Below are 21742 nucleotides of genomic sequence, written 5' to 3'. Positions count from 1 at the left end.
GCGTGGGCCCCGGCCCGCGCGGCACCCATGCCCCGCCTCGCCCTCACCTCGCTGACCCTCTCACATTTCCGCTCGCACCGCCGGGCGGAGCTGGTGCTGGATGGCCGGCCCGTGGCCCTCTGGGGGCCGAACGGGGCGGGCAAGACCAATGTGCTGGAGGCGGTGTCGCTGCTCTCGCCCGGGCGCGGGTTGCGGCGGGCGAGCGCGGAAGAGATGGCGCGGGCCCCGGAGCGGCTGGGCTGGAAGGTGAAGGCGGAGCTGGCCTCGTTGGGGCATATTCACGAGCTTGAGACATGGGCCGAGGCGGGCGCGTCCGGGCGGTCGGTGAAGATCGACGGGAAGGCGGCGGCGCAGGTGGCGCTGGGGCGGCTGGCGCGGGTGGTCTGGCTGGTGCCCTCGATGGACCGGCTGTGGATCGAGGGCGCCGAGGGGCGGCGGCGGTTTCTGGACCGGATCGTGCTGAGCTTCGAGCCGGCCCATGGCGAGGCGGTTCTGGCCTATGAGAAGGCCATGCGCGAGCGCAACCGGCTGCTGAAAGACATGGTGCGCGACGCCCATTGGTATGCCGCGCTCGAGCAGCGGATGGGCGAGGAGGGCGCGCGCATTCATCGCCACCGCGAAGAGGCGCTGGTGCGGCTGGCGGCGGCGCAGGATGTGGCCGACAGCGCCTTTCCGGCGGCCGAACTGGTGCTGACCCACCCGGAGCCTGCCTGCGATACGCCCGGCGATGCCGCGGCGCTGACGGCGGCGCTGGCGGACGGGCGGGCGCGCGACCTTGCGGCGACACGCACCCTGACCGGGCCGCATCGGGCCGATCTGGACGCCACCTATATCGCAAAGGCCACCCCGGCGCGGCTTTGCTCGACGGGCGAGCAGAAGGCGCTGCTGCTCTCGCTGATCCTCGCCAATGCCCGCGCGCTGTCCGAAGACTTCGGCGCCCCGCCCCTGCTGCTGCTCGACGAGGTTGCGGCGCATCTGGACGCGGGGCGGCGGGCGGCGCTTTATGCCGAGATCGAGCGGCTGGGCGCGCAGGCCTTCATGACCGGCACCGGGGCCGAGCTGTTCGAGGAACTGGGCGGCAAGGCGCAGCATTTCGAGGTGACGGAAGAGGCCGGGGTTTCGGCGCTGCGGGAGGTCACGGGATGAGATCGGTTCTGCTGCTCAGGGGCATCAACGTGGGCGGCCATGGCAAGCTGCCGATGGCGGAGCTGCGGGCCTTGCTGGAAGGCTTGGGGGCCCGCGAGGTGCAGACCTACATCCAGTCGGGCAACGTGGTGCTGGCGCAGGCCCCGAAGGCCGAGGAGATTGCCGGGGCGATCGAGGCGGCGCACGGGTTTCGGCCGGAGTGCCTTGTGATCGCGGCGGAGGAGTTTCGTGCCGCGCTGGAGGCGGACACGTTCCAGGAGGCGCGGGCAGAGCCGAAGCTGTTGCATTACTTCTTCTGCGCCCGCCAGCCCGCGGCGGACATGCTGGCGGTGGAGCAGGCGCTGGACAACGGCGAGCGGGCCGAGCTGGCGGGGCGGGTGCTTTACTTCCATGCGCCGAACGGCATGGGCAAGTCGAAGTTTCCGGCCAAGGTGGAGCGGCTGCTGGGCACGCCTGCCACGGCGCGCAATTTCTCGACCGTGGCGAAGCTCGCCGAAATGCTGGACGCACCATGACCATCACCCTCGCTGAACTCGGGTTCTATGCCTTCGGGCTGCTGATCCTCTTCCTTACCCCCGGCCCCGTCTGGATGGCGCTGACTGCCCGCGCCCTTTCGGGGGGCTTTCGCGCCGCATGGCCGTTGGCCTTTGGCGTGGTGGTGGGCGATGTGCTCTGGCCGTTCCTCGCGATCTACGGGATCACCTGGGTGACGGTGGTGTTCGCCGGCTTCATGACGGCGCTGAAATGGGTCGCGGCGGCGATCTTCCTCGTCATGGGGGCGCTGATCCTGCGAAACGCGGGCAAGTCCATCGCCACCGACAGCCGCCTGACCCGGCCCGGCATGTGGGCCGGTTTTGCCGCCGGGGTGGCGGTGATCCTGGGCAACCCCAAGGCGATCCTGTTCTACATGGGCGTGCTGCCGGGCTTCTTTGACCTGACGCAGGCGACATGGGGCGATGTGGCCGCGATCACCGCGCTCTCGGCGGTGATCCCGCTGGTGGGCAACCTCGGCTTTGCGCTGATGATCGACCGCGCCCGTCGCCTGCTGGCCTCGCCCAAGGCGCTGAAGCGCACCAATATCGTCGCCGGGAGCCTGCTGATGGCGGTGGGCCTCGTCATTCCCTTTACCTGACGGAAAACGTCACTTCCCTTCAGGGGCTTGGCCGGTATTCTGCGGGCGATGCGCCTGATTGTCCTCGTCATCCTTTGCCTCGCCGCCCTGCCTGCGCTCGCTGAAAAGCGGGTGGCGCTGGTGATCGGCAATGACCGCTACGAGGCGATGCGCCCGCTGCGCAACGCGGCGAATGATGCCGACACCGTGGGCGCGGCGCTGGAGGCGCTGGGCTTCGAGGTGGCCTATGAGCGCAACCGTGACAAGCGGCGGATGGAGCGGGCGCTGGAAGACCTCGAGTATGACGGCGAGGGCGCCGACGTGGCGGTGGTCTATTTTGCCGGTCATGGGTTCGAGGTGGGCGGCGACAACCGGCTGCTGCCGGTGGATGGCGTTGGCGAAAGCCTCGAGACGCTGATGGAAACCTCCCTGAGCCTTGGCGACATCCGCAGCCGGGTGGCCCGGATTGCGCCGGTGGCGGTGGTGCTGGTGGATGCCTGCCGGGTCGACCCTTTCGAGGGCGCGACGGACGGGCGGGCGGCGATTGCGCTGAAGGCGGGAGAGGCGCCGGGTTTTGCCGCCGTGCCCCGGGCCGAGGGCACGCTGATCGGCTTTTCCACCGCGCCGGGGGCGGTGGCGCTGGATGGGGAGGGCAGCAACTCGCCCTTTGCCGCCGCGCTGGCTCGCCACCTTTCTACCACCGGGCTGGAGGTGCGCTCGGTGCTGACGCTGGTGCAGCAGGAGGTCTATGACCGCACAAGGGGCGCGCAACTGCCCTACGTGGAGAGCGCCCTGCCGCGGCTGTTCTTCGCCGCCGGGCAGTCGGATGATCTGCCCGAGCGCGAGCGGCTGCTTCTGGCGATGGCCGACCTCACGCCCGATCTGCGGGCCGAGGTGGAGCAGGTGGCGAGCGATGCGCAGGTGCCGCTGGCGCCGATCTACGGCGCGCTTCTGGCTGCGGAGCTGGCCGATGCCTCGCCCACCGAGCGGGGCGAGAAGCTGGCCGAGGCGGCGCGGGCCTTCAACGAGACGCAGGCGCAACTGCGCAGCCTTTCGGCCTCCGATGGCGAGGTGGCGGAGCTGCGCGACGTGGCCGAAAGCCAGCTATCGCTGGGTGATTTCACCGGCGCGCTCGACACGCTCGACAAGGCGATCGCGCGCGACCGCGCCTCGGGCGATGCGCTGGCCGCCAACCTCGTGTCGCGCCGCCTGTCGGAGGCCGACACGCTGGTGCTGAAGGCGGGGTTTGCCCGCACCCGACTGGATTACGGCGAGGCGATTGATGCCCTGGCGCGGGCCTCTGAGCTGCACGTGGAACTGGCCGGGCTGGTGACGCAAGAAGAGCACCGCCGCGCCCGGATCGACGTGGCCCGCGAGCTGGGCGAGCTGCGTCGCCTCACCGGCGATGGGGCGGGCGCGCTGGCCGCCTTCACCGAGATGCTCGCCGCCGCACAGGTGCTGGAGGCAATTGCCCCCTCGCCGGAGGCCGCGCGCTTTGTCTTTCTGGCCCATATGAACATCGGCTACGCCCATATGGCAGGCGGCCGGTTTGACCTTGCGATCGACAGCTTTGCCGAGGCCGTGGTGGCGCTGGGGCGGGGCGATTCAAAGGCCGATCCGCGCCAGCACGAGCTGGATCTCTGGCAGGCCGAGGTGGCGGTGGGCGATACGGCCATGGCGCTGGGCGGTTACAGCGCGGCGCTGAAGACCTACACCCGCGCCACCGAGCGCATCATCGCCGTGCTGCCCGAACGCCCGAGCGAGATGGAAGACCTGCTGAACCTCTCCGCGAGCTACGAGCGGCTGGGCGATGCGCAGATGGCGGTGGGCAAGCCTGCCGAGGCTTTCGAGACGTTCTGGAAGGGGCTGGAGCTGTTTGGCGACGGGTCGCGGGTCAACGCCGGGCAGGCGAGGGTGGCGTTGCAGATCGGGCGGATCGGCACCAAGGCGGGGCGGGCGGCACTGGACGACCTCGAGTTCACCACCGCGCGGGCTTACCTCGAGCGGATGGTCGAGTTTCTGCGGGTGCTCTACGAGAAGGACCCGCAGGTGGTGGAGGTGCGGCAGCGCTATGCCGCCGCGCTTGCCAGCCTTGGCGATGCGCAGATGCGCGAGCTTGACCACGCCGCCGCCACGAGGAGCCTGACCGATGCCATCGGCCTGCTTGAACCGCTCACCGCGCTCGATCCGGGCAATGCCGACTACAAGTTTGAGCTGGCCAAGGCCCGCGCGCTCTATGCCACCCAGCAGAGCTTCGAGAATGAGTGGGACAGCGCCCTCGATCTCTACGCCGAGGCGATTGCGGCGATGGATGCGCTGTTTGAGCTGAACAGCGCCAACGTGGTCTGGATGTGGGATTATGCCGACATGCACACCGCCCGGGGCCAGCTTGCCGCGCGGCGGGGCAAGCCCGAGGTGGCGCTGGACGACTACGCGGTGGCGGCGGATTACTCGAGCCTGCTGGCCTCCTTCCAGTCCGACAGCCTGCGCTCCAAGGCCCGCCATGCGCAGAACCTGCACCGGCTGGGCGATGTGCAGATCGGGCTGGGCTATTGGGAGGGCGCGGCCGAAACGCAGAACGAGCTGGTGCAGGTGATCCGCAGCCTGACCGCGCAAGAGCTTGGCCGACCCGACCGGCGAGGTGAGCTGGCCATGGCGCTGATGCGGCTGGCGGAGGCGGAGACGCGGCTGAACCGCAGCGATCAGATCGAAACCTGGTTTGCCGATGCGCTCACCCTGTTCGACGCGGTTCTCGCGGATGGCGAAAATTACGAGGCCGCCTATTGGGGCGCCTTCACCGAGGCGCTCTGGGGCGACTTTGCCCGCTGGAGCGAGCGGCCCGAAGAGGCGCTGCGCCACCACCGCGAGGCGTTGCGCCGGCGCGAAGACCTGCTGGCGACCGGGGCCAACCGCTATCACGTGGAATACCTCGTGAGCGTGAGCCATGAGCTGATCGCCAATGTGCTCGCGGAGACCGGGCAGACGGCGGCGGCGATTGCCGAGCACCACCTTGCCATGGCGCGCCGGGTGAAGCTGCTGGAGGAAATCCCGCAGGACATGGGCATCACCCGCGCGCTCTTTGTCAGCCACTTCCAACTGGCCGAACTGGGGGAGACACCACTGGAGCATTATCGCGCTGGGGTGAAGGTTCTGGACCGGATGGAGGAGCGCGGCGCGCTCAGCGAGGAGGACGCCGGCTGGCGCGATGAAATGCGCCAGCGCATCGCCGCTCTCGAGGCCGGGAAAACCCCGGAAAATCAGCCCTGAAAACCTGTGTCATCCGCGTGACATCCCTGCCCTGACCGACTATAAATCCGGCACAACAACAACGGACAGGCGGCATGGCCGAAAACCCACAGGCACCCGAAGAATACGGCGCAGATTCCATCAAGGTTCTCAAAGGCTTGGAGGCGGTTCGCAAACGCCCCGGCATGTATATCGGGGATACCGACGATGGCTCGGGCCTGCACCATATGGTGTATGAGGTCGTCGACAACGGCATCGACGAGGCGCTGGCCGGTCATGCTGACCGCGTAACCGTGACGCTGCATGCCGATAATTCGGTTTCCGTCAGCGACAACGGACGCGGGATTCCGGTGGACATGCACCCCGAAGAGGGGGTTTCGGCGGCCGAGGTCATCATGACCCAGCTCCACGCGGGCGGTAAGTTTGACAGCAACTCCTACAAGGTGTCGGGCGGTCTGCACGGGGTTGGCGTTTCGGTCGTCAACGCGCTGAGTGACTGGCTGGAGCTGCGCATCTGGCGCAACGGCAAGGAACACGTGGCGCGGTTTGAAGGCGGCTTCACGGCGGAGTCGCTGAAGGTTGTGGGCGATGCCGATGGCCGGAAGGGCACCGAGGTGCGGTTTCTGGCCTCGACGGACACCTTCTCGAACCTTGAATACAGCTTCAAGACGCTGGAAAACCGGCTGCGGGAACTGGCCTTCCTCAACTCGGGCGTCCGCATCCTGCTGCGCGACGAGCGCCCGGCGGAGGCGCTGGAAAGCGAGCTGTTTTACGAGGGCGGCGTGCGCGAGTTCGTCAAGTACCTCGACCGGCACAAGTCGGCGGTGATGGAAGAGCCGATCTTCATGGTGGGCGAGAAGGACGGCATCGGCGTGGAAGTGGCGATGTGGTGGAACGACAGCTACCACGAGACGGTGCTGCCCTTTACCAACAACATCCCCCAGCGCGACGGCGGCACCCATATGGCGGGCTTCCGGGGCGCGCTGACCCGCACGATCAACCTCTATGCCTCCTCCTCCGGCATCGCCAAGAAGGAGAAGATCAACTTCACCGGCGACGATGCCCGCGAGGGGCTGACCTGCGTGCTCTCGGTGAAGGTGCCCGACCCGAAGTTCTCGAGCCAGACCAAGGACAAGCTGGTCTCTTCCGAGGTGCGGCCCGCCGTTGAGGGGCTGGTGAACGAGAAGCTGGCGGAATGGTTCGAGGAGAACCCCGCGGAGGCGCGCCAGATCGTCGGCAAGATCGTCGAGGCCGCGCTGGCCCGCGAGGCTGCCCGGAAGGCCCGCGAGCTGACCCGGCGCAAGACCGCGATGGACGTGGCCTCCCTGCCCGGCAAGCTGGCCGACTGCCAGGAAAAGGACCCGAGCAAATCGGAGCTCTTCATCGTCGAGGGTGACTCCGCCGGTGGCTCTGCCAAACAGGGCCGGGCGCGGAGCAATCAGGCGGTTCTGCCGCTGCGAGGCAAGATCCTCAACGTCGAGCGGGCGCGGTTTGACCGGATGCTCTCGTCGGAGACGGTGGGCACGCTCATCACCGCGCTGGGCACCGGGATTGGCCGCGACGAGTTCAACATCGGGAAGCTGCGCTACCACAAGATCGTCATCATGACCGATGCGGACGTGGACGGCGCGCATATCCGTACGCTGCTCCTCACCTTCTTCTACCGGCAGATGCCGGAGATCATCGAGGGCGGCTATCTCTACATTGCGCAGCCGCCGCTCTACAAGGTCGCGCGCGGACGCTCGGAAGTGTACCTCAAGGATGTGCCCGCGCTGGAAGACTACCTGATCGCGCAGGGCGTGGAGGGCGCGGTGCTGCGGCTGCCGAGCGGCGAGGAGATTGCCGGGCAGGACCTGGCCCGGGTGGCCGATGCGGCGCGGAGTTTCCGCCGCATCCTTCAGGCCTTCCCGACCCATTACCCGACGCGCATTCTGGAGCAGGCCGCCCTCGCGGGCGCCTTCGAGCCGGGCCGCGCAGATGCCGACCTTCAGGCCGTGGCCGACGCAATTGCGGCGCGGCTCGACCAGGTGGCGGTGGAATACGAGCGTGGCTGGCAGGGCCGGATCACGCAGGACCACGGCATTCGGCTGGCCCGCATCCTTCGGGGTGTGGAAGAGATCCGCACGCTCGACGGCGCCGTGCTGCGCTCGGGCGAGGCCCGGCGTCTGGCGCAGGTGGCGGAAGAAAACCGCGACGTCTACCGCCAGACCGGTTCGCTGAGCCGGAAGGATCGGGAGACGCCGATCCACGGGCCGCTGGAGCTGCTGGAAGCCATTCTGGAAGAAGGCGAGCGCGGGCTGACGCTGCAACGCTACAAGGGCCTCGGCGAAATGAACCCCGAGCAGCTCTGGGAAACCACGTTGGACCCGGATGCCCGGACGCTGTTGCAGGTGAAGGTCGAGGATCTGGCCGAGGCCGACGACCTCTTCACCAAGCTGATGGGCGACGTGGTGGAACCCCGTCGCGAGTTCATCCAGCAGAACGCGCTGAACGTGGAAAACCTCGACTTCTAGCGGCGGTGGGTTTCACCCACCCTACAGATGTTGCACGGTTTCGAGATTGGCGAGGCGGCAGAGCCTTGCCAGCTCGGCATCCAGCTTGTCGTCGCGGGCCTGCGAGGGGCGCACGCCGGGCTCTGTCCAACGGTTCATGACGGTGAGCGTGCCGGCCTTGCGGTCGGCCTTGGCCTCGAGCCTTCCGACGAGGCGCGACCCTTCGAGCAGTGGAAACACGTAGTAGCCCCATTGGCGCTTTTCGGCGGGGACGAACATTTCCACGGTGTAGTCGAAGCCGAAGAGGCGGCGCAGGCGGGTGCGGTCGCGGATCGCCGGGTCGAAGGGGTTGAGGATGCGCAGGCGGGAGGTGGGGGCCTGCAGGGCCTCCAGCCTTGCCTCGATGTCGGGCGCGGCGAGGGCCTTGAAGGTGCCGCCCCCTGCGGCCTCCACCTCGACCGGCACCAGATCGCTTGCGCCTTCGGCCCAGCGGGCGGTTTCTGCAACCGTGGTGGCATCCCAGAACTTGCGAATCTCGCCCTGGGTGCCGAAGCCGATGCGGTGGAGCGCGGCGCGGGAGAGCCAGTCGATCTGCTGTTCGTCAGGCACTTTCTGTTCGCGCAGGTGCGCGGGAAAGACGCGCTCGGCAAGGTCGTAGTGCTTGGTGAAGCCTTCGCGGTGGCAGGTGGCCAACTCCCCGGAAAACCAAAGGAAATCCAACGCGCGCTTGTGCGGCGGGCGCTGCCACATCTCCTTGGGGCCGGATTGGACATGCTCGAAATCGCGGGTGCAGAGCGGGCCTTCCTCCGCCACGCGGGCCTTGACGGAAGAGAGCAGGCCCGGGTCGATCTTGCCCCACCAGCCGGAGCGGGAGATCTTTTCGCGCATCCGGGTGAACTGGCGCTGCCACATGGGCAGAAACTCCATCGGCAGGACGGAGGCATCGTGGGTGAAATGCTCGAAGACGGCGCGCTGTTTGCCCAGCAGCCTGTCCATCATCGGTTCGCGGTAGTTGGCATTGCGCGACCACATGATGTGGTGATGCGCGCGGCTGACGATCTGGATCGAGTCGAGCTGGACGAAGCCGAGATCGCGGATGATCTGCGGCGCGTCGAGCTTGCCGGTGGGCGGGGTGGCGAGGCCGTGGGCGGAGAGCCAGAGGGCGCGGGCCTGGGCGTTGGAAATGGTGAGCGCGGTCATGGCGGCAGGATTGGGCCGGGCGGTGGCGGTTTGCAATCCGGTTGCTGACATTTCGGGGCGGTTGCGCTCTGGTTGCGGGATGGCGGGACAAGTCCCGCCCTACGGAGGTTGCATGGGCAGTGAGGATCGGCGGGCCGGGGTCTACTACGGCAAGCGGGAGAGCTGGAAGGCGGAGATGGAGGCGTTGAGGGCGATCCTGCTTGCAGGGCCGCTGGACGAGACCTTCAAGTGGCGGCAGCCCTGCTACGTGTGGAAGGGAGCGAATGTGGCGATGCCCGGGGGCTACGGCGGGCGCTGCGTGCTGTCGTTCTTTCGGGGCGTGCTTCTGGAGGATCCGGAGGGGCTTCTGGTGAAGCCGGGAGAGAACAGCCGGGCGGCGCGGGTGATGGAATTTGGCTCGGTGGACGAGGTGGAGGCGGCGCGGGGCGCGATCGAGGGCTTCGTGGCGCAGGCGGTGCGGCTGGTGGAGGAGGGGCGGCGGGTGGAGCTGCCGCCGGATGACTTCCCGCTACCGGAGGAGCTGGAGGAAGCCCTGGCGGGCGATGATGCGCTGCGCGAGGCTTGGGAGGCGCTGACGCCGGGGCGGCGGCGGGGCTGGGCGCTGCATTTTGGTGGGGCCAAGCAGGCGGCGACGCGGGAGCGGCGGATCGGGAAGGCGCGGGAGGCGATCCTCGCGGGCCAGGGAATGCACGATTGAGCGGGTCAGCCGCCCGAAAGCAGCGGTGACAGGCCGGCGCGGAGGGTGTCGCTGAGGGGCTTGGGGCGGCGGGTTGCGGCGTCGACGTAGACGTGAACGAAGAAGCCCTCGGCAGCGGCGGCCGCGCTGTCGCCGGCAAAGAGGCCGACCTCGTAGCGCACCGAGCTGGTGCCGATCCGGGCGATGCGGATGCCGGAGGTGACGGGCTCGGGAAAGCGGATCTCGGAGTGGAAGCGGCAGCCGCTTTCGACCATCACGCCGATCTGGTCGCCATGGAGCACATCGAGCAGCCCGGCGCGGATGAGCCATGCGTTCACGGCGGTGTCGAACAGCTCGTAATAGGCCACGTTGTTGAGATGGCCGTAGGGGTCCATGTCCTTCCAGCGGGTCTCGTGGGTGGCAAGCTGGGCGTAGTCGGCGCGGGTTGCAGGCGGTGCTTTCATGCGCCCGATCAGAGACCGAGAGCGGCGCGGATGGCAAGGGCGACGAGGCCGAGCGCCAGCACCGCCCCGGCGTAGAGCGCCACAAACCACGCAATGCGGCGCATCAGTGGTAGCCCTTGTCCGGGTCGATCTTGCCGCGGAAGACCCAATAGGCGAAGGCGGTGTAGGCGAGGATCACCGGGATCAGGATACCGGCGCCAATCAGCATGAAGACCTGGCTCGCCTCGGGCGCGGCGGCCTCCCAGATCGTGACCTCGGTGGGCACGATGTAGGGGAACATCGACACCCCGAGCCCCCCGAAGCAGAGGGTGAAGAGGAGCAGGGCCAGCAGGAAGGGCGAGGTTTCGGCAGCGGCCATGCGCAGCCGGGTGATGAGGCCGAAGAAGGCGGCGGCGGTGAGGGCCGCGACCGCGGCGGCAAGGCCCCAGCCCCAGCCGGAGAACCAGCGGGCGTAGTAGCCTTCCTGCAGGAAGGGCGTCCAGAGGCTGATGATGGCGATGAAGCCCACGGTGAGCGGGGCAAAGAGCATGGCCCAACGGCGCATCCGGTTCTGCAGGTCGCCCGAGGTCTTGAGAACCAGCCAACAGGCGCCAAGCAGCATGTAGCCGACCATGACCGCCAGGCCGACGGTGAGGGAGAAGGGGGTGAGCCAGTCCCACCATCCGCCGGAGTAGGCGCGGGCGGCCTCGTCGATCTCGATGCCCTGAAGGATGGCGCCGAGGGCCACGCCCTGCGACAGCGCGGCCAGCGCCGAGCCGCCGATGAAGGCCACGTCCCAGAGCGGTTTGAAGCGCTCGGTGCGCCAGCGGAACTCGAAGGCCACGCCGCGGAACACGAGCGCAAGCAGCATGGCGATGATCGGCGCGTAGATCGCCGGGAGGATCAGCGCGTAGGCCAGCGGAAAGGCCGCGAACAGCCCGCCGCCGCCCATGACCAGCCAAGTCTCGTTGCCGTCCCAGACCGGGGCGACCGAGTTCATCATCACGTCGCGGTCCCTTCGCTTTGGCTCCAGCGCAAAGAGCATGCCGAGGCCGAGGTCGAAGCCGTCGAGCACGACGTAGACCAGCACCGAGAAGGCAATGATGAAGGCCCAGATCACGGTGAGGTCGAAGGAGACACCTTCAGCGAGGGGCATGGCTCATTCCTCCTTGGGCGCGTCGGGCACGGGTGAGCGGCCTGCGGCGCGGGTGGGGCCGGTGGCCACATCCTTCAGGCGCGGTTCGGCCGGGCTGGGTTCGTGGCCCATGAGGCGCAGGATATACCAAGTGCCTGCGCCGAAGACGGCGAAATAGACCACGATGAAGGCCACCAGCGAAGCCCCGACGGCAGGCGCCGCGAGGGGGGCGGCGCTGTCGGCGGTACGCAGCAGGCCGTAGACGGTGAAGGGCTGCCGGCCGACCTCGGTCGTGACCCAGCCCGCCAGCACGGCGATCAGGCCGGAGGGGCCCATGAGCATGGCGGCGCGGTGGAGCATGGGCCAGTCGAAAAGTCGGCCCCGGACGCGGGCGAAGAGCGACCAGAGGCCGATGCCCAGCATGGCAAAGCCGATGGCGACCATGATGCGGAAGGCCCAGAACACGATGAACACGGGCGGCTGGTCTTCGTCCGGCACGGTATCGAGGCCGTCGAGCGGGGCATCGAGGCTGTGCTTGAGGATCAACGACGACAGCTTGGGGATGCCCACGGCGTAGTCGAGCGTTTGCGTCTCGTCATTGGGCCAGCCGAAGAGGTAGAGCGGGGCGCCGTCAGGGTGGCTTTCGTAGTGGCCTTCCATCGCCATGACCTTCACCGGCTGGTGCTCCAGCGTGTTCAGCCCGTGGGCATCGCCGAGGAAGATCTGGATCGGCGCGACGATGGCGGCCATCCACATGGCCATCGAGAACATGGTGCGGCTCTCGTTGCTGGCCAGCTCGCCCCGTCTGCGGTGGCGCAGCAGGTGAAAGGCCCCGACGCCGCCGACGATGAACGCGGTGGTCAGATAGGCCGCCGTGACGGTGTGGGCGAGCCGGTAGGGGAAGGAAGGGTTGAAGATGACCTGCCAGAAGTCGGTCGGCAGGAACTGCCCCGTTTCGGCGTCGATCTCGAAGCCTGCGGGCGTGTGCATCCACGAATTCACCGACAGGATCCAGAAGGCCGAAAAGAAGGTGCCGAGCGCCACCATGCCCGTGGCCGCCATGTGCAGCCCCGGCCCCACCCGGTCGCGACCGAACAGCATGATGCCGAGGAAGCCCGCTTCGAGGAAGAAGGCCGAGAGCACCTCGTAGGCCATCGGCGCGCCGATCACCGGCCCGGCACGGTCGGAGAAGACCGACCAGTTGGTGCCGAACTGGTAGCTCATGACGATGCCCGAAACGACGCCCATGGCGAAGGCGAGGGCAAAGATCTTCACCCAGTAACGGAAGAGGTTGAGGAAGCGTTCCTGTTTGGTCCAGAGCCAGAGTGCGTTGAGCACCGCAAGGTAGGAGGCCAGGCCGATGGTGAAGGCCGGGAACAGGAAGTGGAATGACACCGTGAAGGCGAATTGCAGGCGGGCCAGGAAGACGGCGTCGAAGGCTTCGAACATGGGTCTCTTGGATGTCTGTTTCGGTTCGGTTCGAAGGTAGGTTAACGGCACAGGGCGTCGAGACAGAGTGCCGCTTTGCCGCAGGGATGAAAATAGGCGCCCGATTTCCGGCTGCGGGCGCCACGCACGCGGGCTAGGCTGGGGCCATGTTGTTCAGATTGCCAGATGATGACACGCTCTATGCCGCCCTTGTCGCGCGTGACGGGAGCTATGAAGGGCGGGCGCTGGTTTGCGTGCGCTCGACCGGGATTTTCTGCCGCCTGACCTGCCCGGCGCGCAAGCCGCTGCGGGAGAACTGCGAGTTTCGCGAGACGGCGCAGGCTTGCATCGAAGCGGGTTATCGCGCCTGCAAGCGCTGCAAGCCGCTGAAGGCCCTGACCGATGAGCCAACCGTGACCGCGCTGCTGGAGGCACTGGCCGCCGATCCGGCGCGGCGCTGGAGCGAGGCCGATGTGGCGGCCGAGGGGTTTGACCCTTCGACGGTGCGCCGTGCCTTCAAGCGGGCCTTTGGCACCACCTTTCTGGAGATGGCCCGGCAGCGGCGTCTGCTTGCCGGGCTGGAGGTGCTGGGCGAGGGCGGCAAGGTGATCGAGGCGCAGATCGACGCCGGGTTCGAGAGCGCCTCGGCCTTTCGCGCCGCCTTCGGGCGGATGCTGGGCGTGGCGCCGGGCGCGTTCGACAGGCGCCCGCTGCTGATGGCCGACTGGATCGACACGGCCCTCGGGCCGATGGTCGCGGTCAGCGATGCGCGGGCGCTGCACCTACTGGAGTTCGTCGGGCGCAAGGCCCTGCCGCGAGAGCTGCAACGGCTGCACGCGCAGGCCAAGGGATCGCTCGGCTTTGGCCGCCCGGCCCCGACCGAGCAGGTGGCGGCGGAACTGGGGCGCTACTTTGCCGGGCAGAGCGCGGAGTTCGGCACGCCGCTGGCGCTGCACGGCTCGGAGTTCACCCGCGCGGTCTGGGCCGCGCTGCGCGAGATCCCGGCGGGGCAGACCCGCAGCTACAGTCAGGTGGCCGAGGCGATTGGCAGGCCGCAGGCGGTGCGGGCCGTGGCACGGGCCAACGGGGCCAACCAGCTTGCGCTGATCATCCCCTGCCACCGGGTCATCGGTGCCGATGGCAGCCTGACCGGATACGGCGGCGGGCTGTGGCGCAAGGAGCGGCTGATTGCGCTGGAGCGCGGTTTTGCGGTGCGGGCGGCCTAGTTTTTGCCCGCGTTCGGCCCGGCGAGATCATTCCTCACCATCCAGCCTGCGAGGCGGGAGAGCAACATGTCCTGCACCTGCAACTTGATGGCGCGGGGCGGGTGCCCTTCGATCTCGTCGACGAAGGCGGTCACATAGTCTTCCTGCGCATCATCGAGCCAGAAGAGCAGCCGGGTGAAGTGGTTGAAGTTGTCGTGCACCTCTTCAATCTCGTAGCGCGTGCCGCATTGCTCGGGGATGAACCGCTGGTGTGCGACGGAGCTGGAGCCGCTCTCGGGCAGGATGCACTGCGTGAGCAGGCCGCCGTCGGCCTCTTCCACCACGCGGGCTTTATAGCCCATCTCGCGCTCGCAGGGCTCGAAGGTTTCGTCATCGGGAAAGTTGGCGGTGAACCAGACCGGAAAGAAGCCGTCTGCATCGGGCTGGCCGCAGCGGTGGTGCCCCTTGGTCTCGCCGGGGCGCATGACCATGGCGGCCTCCAGCAGCTCGGGCGCGACCGGGGCCCATGTGCTGTGGCGGGTGCGGAAGGTGCGGTTGGGCAGGGCGACAAGGGCCGTGGGCAGGAGCCAGACCAGCAGGAAGGTGCCGGCAAGGAAGGTCAGGAGAAAGCGCAGGATCTGCCATTGCACCTGCGGGTCCATCAGCGCCGGGCCCTCGGCTGGCAGCGCCATCCCGCCGGTGGTGGCGAGCAGGGCGGTGAACATCACGGTCATCGGCAGCGCTTCTGTCCAGCCGCCGGGAAAGGTGGCGTGGTGCCAGACCACCAGCCCGGTCCAGAGCGCCATGATGATCACAAGGGTCAGCGGATCACCCAGCGGCGCGGTGCCCGGATGCAGGGCAACCGAAGCGGCGGCCCCCAGAAGCGGCAGGGCGGAAAATGCAACGATGCGGCGACGAAGGCGCATGAGGCGATAGGGCATGTGCCAGGCCCAGAAGAGATTTTCCGACAATGTGCACCCTTTCTTATTGGGCCTCCGGCGTAGCGGCGGCGCGGGGCGTCAATGTGGCGGAGTGTGGGCGATTTTATCCCGGTGTCACATCGGCTTGGCATCGGCGGGCGGATCGCGGATAGTCCACTCGGACGGAGCAGGGAGAGAACCATGGACATGCCGAAAAATGCCTTCAAGGCCGCAATCGCAGAGGGCCGCTTGCAGGTTGGCATCTGGAACACGATCCCCGATCCGAGCGTGGTCGAGCTGCTTGCGGGCACCGGGTACGACTGGATCCTGCTCGACAGCGAGCACACCCCGGTGACGATTCCGGGCCTCCTGCCACTGATGCAGGCCGCCGGTGGCTACCCGGTGAGCACCATCGCACGGCCCGGCTGGAACGACATGCTGGAGATCAAGCGCCTGCTCGATCAGGGCGCGCAGACGCTGCTGATTCCCTATGTGCAGAGCGTGGAAGAGGCCGAGCTTGCGGTGAAGCACGTGCGCTACCCGCCCAAGGGCGTGCGCGGCGTGGGCGGCACCACCCGGGCCAGCCGCTATGGCGCGGTGAAGGATTACATCCAGAACGCCGAGCGCGAGATCTGCCTTCTGGTGCAGATCGAGACGGTTGAGGCGATGGAGCAGGCCGACGAGATTGCGGCGGTCGATGGCGTTGACGGTGTGTTCATCGGCCCTGCGGATTTTGCCGCCTCGATGGGCTATGCCGGTCAGCCGACCCACCCGGAGGTGAAGGCGGCGATCTGCGATGGCATCCGGCGGATCAAGGCGGCGGGCAAGGCGCCCGGCATCCTGACGCTGGACCCGACCTTCCAGAAGGAGGCCGAGGAGGCGGGCGCGGTGTTTGTGGCCGTGACGCTCGATGCGTCCATCCTGCGGGCGGGCGCGATTGCGGCGCGGGAGCGTTTCACCGGCTGATCCGGGGGCCGCTCAGCCGATGGTGTCGGGGCCGAGCTTGAGCACGACCGGCACCACCAGCTCTTCTTCGTCCGTCAGGTGACGGTCGAGCAGCTTGCCGAGGCTTTCCAGCGAAGCGGCAAAGGGCGCGACGCTGTCCTTGGCATTGCCGCCTTCGGCGATCTTGCTGAGGGCCGCGTTGGCGGTGTCGGCAAACGCGGCCAGCGCCGGATCGAGTTGCACGTGGTCGGCCTCCATCAGCTCGAACCCGCGCGCGATTCCCGGCGCCTTCTGCTGGAGAATCGGAAAGTAGTGCTGGTCTTCGATCTGGTGGTGGCCGTGGAGCTGTTGCAGCAGCATCCCGCCATAGCGTGGCAGCGCGGTGCCGAAGCGGGCCGGGTCTGCGCCGTCGAGCAGGCTCTGGGTTTCGGTGTTAAGCAGGCCCAGCAGCTTGCGGAACATCAGGTGGCGGTCGAGCCAGAATTCGACGAGCCCGGCAAAATGCGGGTGGGCTTCCCACGTGTCGCGCGGGTAGTCGGCGAGCAGGATGCGCAGGGCATCGGGCAGGGTCTCGCGGTCTGGCAGGTTCAGGGTGGGATCTGGTGTCATTGCGCGGAGTTAGCGCGGGTGCGGGCGAGTGCAAGCTGGCGCTGGCGTTCGCGGAAGCGGGCGCGGTCTTCGGCGGAATACTCGCCCACGCAGGCCGGGCATTGCACGCCTTCCTCATAGGCGGGGGCGTCACGGTCGGCGGCTGAAACCGGACGCCCGCAGGCGTGGCAAAGCCGGTAGTCGCCCGGTGTCAGCCCGTGGCCAACCGAGACGCGGCTGTCGAAGACATAGCACTCGCCGTTCCAGCGGCTGGTCGCCTCCGGCACCTCTTCGAGATACTTCAGGATGCCGCCCTGAAGGTGGAACACCTCTTCAACCCCCTGCGACTTCAGGTAGTTGGTGGATTTCTCGCAGCGGATGCCGCCGGTGCAGAACATCGCCACCCGCTTGCCGTCGAACTGCGCCTTGTTGGCTTGCCACCAGGCCGGAAACTCGCCGAAGCTCGCGGTTTCGGGGTTAACGGCGCCCTCGAAGGTTCCGATGGCGACCTCGTAATCGTTGCGGGTGTCGATCACCGCCACGTCGGGCGCGTCGATCAGCGCGTTCCACTCGGCGGGGGCCACATAGGTGCCGACCGAGGCCGTCGGGTCCACGCCCTCGATACCGAGGGTGACGATCTCGCGCTTGAGGCGCACCTTCATGCGGCGGAAGGGGCGCTCGGGTGCCTCGCTTTCCTTCCATTCAAGGTCCGCGCAGCCCGGGAGTGTCTTGATATGCGCAATCAGCGCGTCGATCCCGGCGCGCGGCCCGGCGACTGTGCCGTTGATCCCCTCGGGCGCGAGCAGCAGCGAGCCGCAGAGCCCCTTGGCCTCGCAGAGCGCCTTCAGCGGCCCCTGCAGCGCGGCGGGGTCGGGGAAGGGGGCAAACTTGTAGAGCGCGGCGACGGTGAACATGGGGCGCGGCATAGCGCTCGCCGCGCCCTCAGGCAATGCAAAGAAGGGGTTCAGAACTTCTCGGCGAAGGTGGCGAAGGTCTCTGCCCATGTCCGCAGGAACTTCGCGGTATCTTCCCGGGCGATCTCGCCGGTTTCGGAGAAAAACTCGCCGTCGGTGCGCATGTAGACCTCGGGATGGCCCATCACGTGCATCCCCAGCGCCACGCCCCGCATCCGCATGTGCTGGGCGGCAACGGCCCCGCTGATCGCACCGGGCGAGGCGCTCATCACGGCGGCGGGCTTGCCGACCCAGGTGCTCTTGCCCCAAGGCCGCGAGCCCCAGTCGAGCGCGTTGGCAACGAAGCCGGGCAGGTTGCGGTTGTATTCGGGGATCACGAAGAGAAAACCGTCGACCGCATCAATGGCGCTTTTGAAGGCGGTGACTTCGGCGGGCGGACCGGACCAGAGATCGTCGTTGTAATGGGGCAGTTCGCCGATCTCGATGGGGGAGAAGTCCATCAGGTCCGAGGCGATCCCGGCCACGGCTTCGGCCAGTTTGCGGTTGAGCGAGCCTTCACGCAGGCTGCCGACGATCACGCCGATTGATTTCATTGGGTTTTCCTTTTGCTCTGTCCTCCCGCTCCTTCCAATTGGGTCGGGCGCGGGCAAGTTCAACCCGCAGAGATTGACCCGCCCCGCCTCGCTGCTACCTTTCGCGCCAGCCACAGGAGACCGCCCATGCCCGACAGTGCCCTCATCGTGATCGACGTGCAGAACGACTTTTGCCCCGGCGGGGCGCTTGCCGTTGAGGGGGGCGATACGATTGTTCCGGGCATCAACGCGCTGATGGCGGAGTTTCCCGCCGTCGTGCTGACGCAGGACTGGCACCCCGAGGGGCATTCGTCCTTCGCCTCGGGCCACCCCGGGGCCGAGCCGTTCTCGATGATCGACATGCCCTATGGCCCGCAGGTGCTCTGGCCTGATCACTGCATTCAGGGCAGCGCGGGGGCGGAGTGTCATGCCGATCTGGACACCACGCGCGCCGACCTGATCCTGCGTAAGGGCTACAACCCGCGGATCGACAGCTATTCGGCCTTCTTCGAGAACGATCACACCACCCCGACCGGGTTGGAGGGCTACCTGCGCACGCGCGGGATCGAGAAGCTGACCATGGTGGGGCTGGCGACCGATTACTGCGTGAACTTCTCCGCCGTCGATGCCGCCAAGCTCGGCTTCACCGTGACCGTGCGCACCGACCTTTGCCGCGCCATCGACCTCGACGGCTCGCTGAAGGCGGCCATGGAGGGTATGCGCGGTGCGGGCGTGCTGGTGGAGTGAACCTGTAGGGCAGGCTTGTTCTGCCATCCGAAACACCGGCCCGGAGGCCAGATGACCGATACCCCACACCTCGACGAGGCCAGCTTTCGCGCGCCCGAACCCGACCAGCTTTTTCCACGGGAGCAAAGCGGCCATCCGGCGCGGATTCTGCTGCTCTACGGCTCGTTGCGGGAGGTGGCCTATTCCCGCCTGATGGTCGAAGAGGCGGCGCGGGTGCTGGAAAGGCTCGGCTGCGAGACCCGCATTTTCAACCCCTCCGGCCTGCCCCTGCCCGACGATGCGCCCGCAGATCACCCCAAGGTGGTTGAGTTGCGCGAGATGGTGATGTGGTGCGAGGGCATGGTCTGGTCATCCCCCGAACGCCACGGCGCGATGACCGGCATCCTCAAGAACCAGGTGGACTGGATTCCGCTTTCACCGATTGGCGGGGTGCGGCCCACGCAGGGCAAGACACTGGCGCTGATGCAGGTTTCGGGTGGGTCGCAAAGCTTCAACTCGGTGAACCAGATGCGCATTCTGGGCCGCTGGATGCGGCTGCTGACGATACCGAACCAGAGTTCGGTGGCGCGGGCCTCGAACGAGTTCGAAAACGGGCGGATGAAGCCTTCGCCCTTCTATAACCGGATGGTCGACGTGATGGAGGAGCTGGTGCGCTTCACCCTGCTGACCCGCGACATCAAGGATCACCTGGTAGACCGCTACTCCGAGCGGGTGGAAACCCGCGAAGAGCTTTCGGCGCGGGTGAACCTGAAAGACGCGACATGACCCGCCTCCCGCTGGACTCCCCCGGCCCCGCTTGAAATAACCACCCGGCAGCACTCCGGAGGACCAGATGGTCGACATCGCCAGCCGCGTCTACAATCACAAGTGGAAGATCGACCCCATCGTAAGGTCGCTCATCGACACCGATTTCTACAAGCTGCTGATGTGCCAGTCGGTGTTTCGCAACAAGCCCGACACGCAGGTGACGTTCAGCCTGATCAACCGCACCAAGTCGGTGCCGCTGGCCAAGCTGATCGACGAGGGGGAGCTACGCGAACAGCTCGACCATATCCGCTCGCTCTCGCTGACCCGGGGCGAGAGCACCTGGCTGCGGGGCAACACGTTTTATGGCAAGCGGCAGATGTTCCGGTCCGACTTCATGGAGTGGTTCGAGAACCTGCGGCTGCCCGCCTATCACCTCGAGCGGGTGGGCGACCAGTATGAGCTGACCTTCGAAGGCTCCTGGCCCGAGGTGATGCTTTGGGAAATTCCGGCGCTGGCGGTGCTGATGGAGCTGCGGGGCCGGGCGGTGCTGAACCAGATGGCGCGGTTCGAGCTTCAGGTGCTCTATGCCCGCGCGATGACCAAGCTCTGGGAAAAGATCGAGCGGCTGAAGGAGGTCGACGGGTTGAAGCTGGCGGATTTCGGCACCCGGCGGCGGCACAGCTTCCTGTGGCAGGACTGGTGCGTGCGGGCGATGGTGGAGGGGCTTGGCGACAAGTTCACCGGCACCTCCAACTGCCTGATCGCCAAGAACCGCGACCTCGAGGCGATCGGCACGAATGCCCACGAGCTGCCCATGGTCTATGCCGCGCTGGCCGAGGATGACGCCGCGTTGGCCCAAGCCCCCTATGACGTGCTCTCCGACTGGCACGAGGAGCATGACGGCAACCTGCGCATGATCCTGCCCGACACCTACGGCACCCAGGGCTTTCTGGACAACGCACCCGACTGGCTCGCGGGCTGGACCGGCATCCGCATCGACTCGGGCGATCCGGCGGAGGGGGCCGAGGTGGCGATCAAGTGGTGGAAGTCGCGCGGCGAAGACCCGACCAAGAAGCTGGTGATCTTCTCCGACGGGCTCGACGTGGAAAAGATCGAAGAGCTTGCGGCGCAGTTTCGGGGCCGGGTTCGGGTGTCTTTCGGCTGGGGCACGCTGCTGACCAACGATTTCCGCGGCCTCACCCCACAGGACGCATTGGCGCCGTTCAGCCTAGTCTGCAAGGCGGTGTCGGCCAACGGACGGCCGACGGTGAAGCTCTCGGACAACCCGAAGAAGGCGATGGGCCCGGCGGAGGAGATCGCGCGCTACAAGCGGGTCTTCGACGTGGGGGCGCAGCAGGCGCAGGAGGTTATCGTTTGAGCGACACCTATTCATTGGGTCTGCTGATCGCGCTCGCCGTGGGGCTGGTGGCGACGGGGGCCGTGGCCGGGGTGCTGGCCGGGCTTCTGGGCGTTGGCGGCGGCATCGTGATCGTGCCGGTGCTGTTCTGGCTGTTCGGATGGCTCGGGGTGCCCGATGCGGTGGCGATGCATGTGGCGGTGGCGACATCGCTGGCGACGATCATTCCCACAAGCATCAGCTCGGCGCGGAGCCACCACAAGAAGGGCGCGATCGACGCCGACCTGCTGAAGAGCTGGGCGCCGGTGATCTTTGTGGGCGCGCTCATTGGCGGGTTGCTCTCGAAGGTGATCGCCTCGAGCGGGCTGACTCTGATTTTCGGCGTCATCGCGCTGCTGGTGGCCATCAACATGGCCCTGCCCAAAAAGATCGTGCTGGCCGACGAGCTGCCCAAGGGGCCGGTGACGCGCGGGCTGGTGCCGGGATTCATCGGGGTGTTCTCGGCGCTGATGGGAATTGGCGGGGGCACGCTTTCGGTGCCCACGCTCACCGCCTTTTCCTTTCCGGTGCACCGGGCGGTGGGCACGGCGGCGGCCTTCGGGCTGGTGATCGCGGTGCCGGCGGTGATCGGCTTCATCTGGTCGGGCCTCGGCGTGCCGCTGCGCCCGCCCTATTCACTGGGCTATGTCTCGCTGCCCGCGGCGGTGCTGATCTTCTCGGCCTCGGTCTTTACCGCGCCGGTGGGCTCAAAGATCGCGCATAGCCTCGATCCGGCGCGGCTGAAGCTGGCCTTTGCGGCGTTTCTGTTTCTTTCGGCGCTCAAGATGCTCTGGTCGGCCTTGGGGTGACCGGGGTGGTGGGTTTCACCCA

21 protein-coding genes are annotated in these 21742 nt (G+C 67.4%); 12 read left to right on the top strand and 9 right to left on the bottom strand.

Translation table 11 applies throughout. The features are described 5' to 3' along the window. Positions 1 to 27 precede the first annotated feature (27 nt). The 5 genes from recF to gyrB all read left to right on the top strand — a co-directional run bounded on the left by recF (position 28) and on the right by gyrB (position 8016). The gene (gene recF, locus GTH22_RS13345; protein ID WP_252945846.1) at positions 28 to 1146 is read left to right on the top strand and encodes a DNA replication/repair protein RecF; all 1119 of its coding nucleotides are present in this window, start codon (positions 28 to 30) and stop codon (positions 1144 to 1146) included. Beyond that, positions 1143 to 1661 (top strand): DUF1697 domain-containing protein, encoded by a 519-nt coding sequence (locus GTH22_RS13340; RefSeq protein WP_252945844.1) that lies wholly within the window; start codon positions 1143 to 1145, stop codon positions 1659 to 1661. Before recF ends, GTH22_RS13340 begins: the two co-directional genes overlap by 4 nt. Continuing rightward, positions 1658 to 2278 (top strand): LysE family translocator, encoded by a 621-nt coding sequence (locus GTH22_RS13335; RefSeq protein WP_252945842.1) that lies wholly within the window; start codon positions 1658 to 1660, stop codon positions 2276 to 2278. The genes GTH22_RS13340 and GTH22_RS13335 overlap by 4 nt, the downstream gene beginning before the upstream one ends. Before the next feature lie 48 nt (positions 2279 to 2326). After that, positions 2327 to 5524, top strand: a complete 3198-nt coding sequence (locus GTH22_RS13330; RefSeq protein WP_252945841.1) for a caspase family protein — start codon at positions 2327 to 2329, stop codon at positions 5522 to 5524. Positions 5525 to 5598: 74 nt separating this feature from the next. Beyond that, on the top strand, positions 5599 to 8016 hold the full coding sequence (gene gyrB, locus GTH22_RS13325) for a DNA topoisomerase (ATP-hydrolyzing) subunit B (RefSeq protein ID WP_252945839.1): 2418 nt from the start codon (positions 5599 to 5601) through the stop codon (positions 8014 to 8016). Between the two features lie 21 nt (positions 8017 to 8037). Here gyrB and GTH22_RS13320 read toward each other — a convergent pair whose 3' ends face one another. Beyond that, the gene (locus tag GTH22_RS13320) at positions 8038 to 9195 is read right to left on the bottom strand and encodes a winged helix-turn-helix domain-containing protein (RefSeq protein ID WP_252945837.1); all 1158 of its coding nucleotides are present in this window, start codon (positions 9193 to 9195) and stop codon (positions 8038 to 8040) included. A 112-nt stretch (positions 9196 to 9307) separates the two neighbouring features. Here GTH22_RS13320 and GTH22_RS13315 point away from each other — a divergent pair, with 112 nt between their 5' ends. Continuing rightward, entirely contained in the window at positions 9308 to 9892 is a 585-nt protein-coding gene (locus GTH22_RS13315; protein WP_252945835.1) for a YdeI family protein, read from the top strand. A gap of 5 nt (positions 9893 to 9897) precedes the next feature. On the opposite strand, the gene GTH22_RS13310 is transcribed toward GTH22_RS13315, so the two are convergent. The 4 genes from GTH22_RS13310 to GTH22_RS13295 are packed head-to-tail and all read right to left on the bottom strand — an operon-like array spanning position 9898 to position 12898. Further along, a complete protein-coding gene (locus tag GTH22_RS13310; RefSeq protein WP_252945833.1) occupies positions 9898 to 10335 on the bottom strand; it encodes a thioesterase family protein in 438 nt (145 codons plus the stop codon). Between the two features lie 8 nt (positions 10336 to 10343). Then, positions 10344 to 10439 (bottom strand): DUF2474 family protein, encoded by a 96-nt coding sequence (locus GTH22_RS13305; RefSeq protein ID WP_252945831.1) that lies wholly within the window; start codon positions 10437 to 10439, stop codon positions 10344 to 10346. Beyond that, positions 10439 to 11470 carry a cytochrome d ubiquinol oxidase subunit II gene (gene cydB / locus GTH22_RS13300; RefSeq protein ID WP_252945829.1) on the bottom strand — a complete coding sequence of 344 codons (1032 nt, stop codon included), beginning with the start codon at positions 11468 to 11470 and terminating at the stop codon, positions 10439 to 10441. Before cydB ends, GTH22_RS13305 begins: the two co-directional genes overlap by 1 nt. 3 nt (positions 11471 to 11473) lie before the next feature. Continuing rightward, on the bottom strand, positions 11474 to 12898 hold the full coding sequence (locus GTH22_RS13295; RefSeq protein ID WP_252945828.1) for a cytochrome ubiquinol oxidase subunit I: 1425 nt from the start codon (positions 12896 to 12898) through the stop codon (positions 11474 to 11476). 146 nt (positions 12899 to 13044) lie between these two features. On the opposite strand from GTH22_RS13295, the gene GTH22_RS13290 reads away from it, so the two are divergent. Further along, on the top strand, positions 13045 to 14103 hold the full coding sequence (locus GTH22_RS13290; RefSeq protein WP_252945826.1) for a bifunctional transcriptional activator/DNA repair enzyme AdaA: 1059 nt from the start codon (positions 13045 to 13047) through the stop codon (positions 14101 to 14103). On the opposite strand, the gene GTH22_RS13285 is transcribed toward GTH22_RS13290, so the two are convergent. Beyond that, positions 14100 to 15053 (bottom strand): hypothetical protein, encoded by a 954-nt coding sequence (locus tag GTH22_RS13285; protein WP_252945824.1) that lies wholly within the window; start codon positions 15051 to 15053, stop codon positions 14100 to 14102. The genes GTH22_RS13290 and GTH22_RS13285 overlap by 4 nt on opposite strands. A 150-nt stretch (positions 15054 to 15203) precedes the next feature. Here GTH22_RS13285 and GTH22_RS13280 point away from each other — a divergent pair, with 150 nt between their 5' ends. Beyond that, positions 15204 to 15968, top strand: coding sequence for an HpcH/HpaI aldolase/citrate lyase family protein (locus GTH22_RS13280; RefSeq protein ID WP_252945823.1), 765 nt, complete (start codon positions 15204 to 15206; stop codon positions 15966 to 15968). A gap of 12 nt (positions 15969 to 15980) precedes the next feature. Here GTH22_RS13280 and GTH22_RS13275 read toward each other — a convergent pair whose 3' ends face one another. From GTH22_RS13275 to GTH22_RS13265, 3 genes are read right to left on the bottom strand one after another with little or no spacing between them, the layout of a single operon-like run. After that, positions 15981 to 16556: a hemerythrin domain-containing protein gene (locus tag GTH22_RS13275; protein WP_252945821.1), complete on the bottom strand. Its 576-nt coding sequence runs from the start codon at positions 16554 to 16556 to the stop codon at positions 15981 to 15983. Continuing rightward, the gene (locus GTH22_RS13270; RefSeq protein ID WP_252945819.1) at positions 16553 to 17449 is read right to left on the bottom strand and encodes a rhodanese-related sulfurtransferase; all 897 of its coding nucleotides are present in this window, start codon (positions 17447 to 17449) and stop codon (positions 16553 to 16555) included. Before GTH22_RS13270 ends, GTH22_RS13275 begins: the two co-directional genes overlap by 4 nt. Positions 17450 to 17499: 50 nt before the next feature. Then, positions 17500 to 18042 (bottom strand): NADPH-dependent FMN reductase, encoded by a 543-nt coding sequence (locus GTH22_RS13265; protein WP_252945817.1) that lies wholly within the window; start codon positions 18040 to 18042, stop codon positions 17500 to 17502. A gap of 126 nt (positions 18043 to 18168) precedes the next feature. Here GTH22_RS13265 and pncA point away from each other — a divergent pair, with 126 nt between their 5' ends. The 4 genes from pncA (at position 18169) to GTH22_RS13245 (ending at position 21720) form a co-directional block, all read left to right on the top strand. After that, positions 18169 to 18768 carry a bifunctional nicotinamidase/pyrazinamidase gene (gene pncA, locus GTH22_RS13260; RefSeq protein WP_252945815.1) on the top strand — a complete coding sequence of 200 codons (600 nt, stop codon included), beginning with the start codon at positions 18169 to 18171 and terminating at the stop codon, positions 18766 to 18768. Positions 18769 to 18819: 51 nt separating this feature from the next. Beyond that, positions 18820 to 19533, top strand: a complete 714-nt coding sequence (arsH, locus tag GTH22_RS13255; protein WP_252945813.1) for an arsenical resistance protein ArsH — start codon at positions 18820 to 18822, stop codon at positions 19531 to 19533. Positions 19534 to 19600: 67 nt separating this feature from the next. Then, on the top strand, positions 19601 to 20893 hold the full coding sequence (gene pncB / locus GTH22_RS13250) for a nicotinate phosphoribosyltransferase (RefSeq protein ID WP_252945795.1): 1293 nt from the start codon (positions 19601 to 19603) through the stop codon (positions 20891 to 20893). After that, on the top strand, positions 20890 to 21720 hold the full coding sequence (locus GTH22_RS13245; RefSeq protein ID WP_252945789.1) for a sulfite exporter TauE/SafE family protein: 831 nt from the start codon (positions 20890 to 20892) through the stop codon (positions 21718 to 21720). Before pncB ends, GTH22_RS13245 begins: the two co-directional genes overlap by 4 nt. Positions 21721 to 21742: the final 22 nt, after the last annotated feature.

The sequence above is a fragment of the Oceanicola sp. 502str15 genome (genome assembly GCF_024105635.1).
In the GTDB taxonomy this organism is placed as follows: Bacteria; Pseudomonadota; Alphaproteobacteria; order Rhodobacterales; family Rhodobacteraceae; genus Vannielia.
Note: the sequence above shows the minus strand (reverse complement) of the source record. Positions and strands in the feature narration are given on the sequence as shown.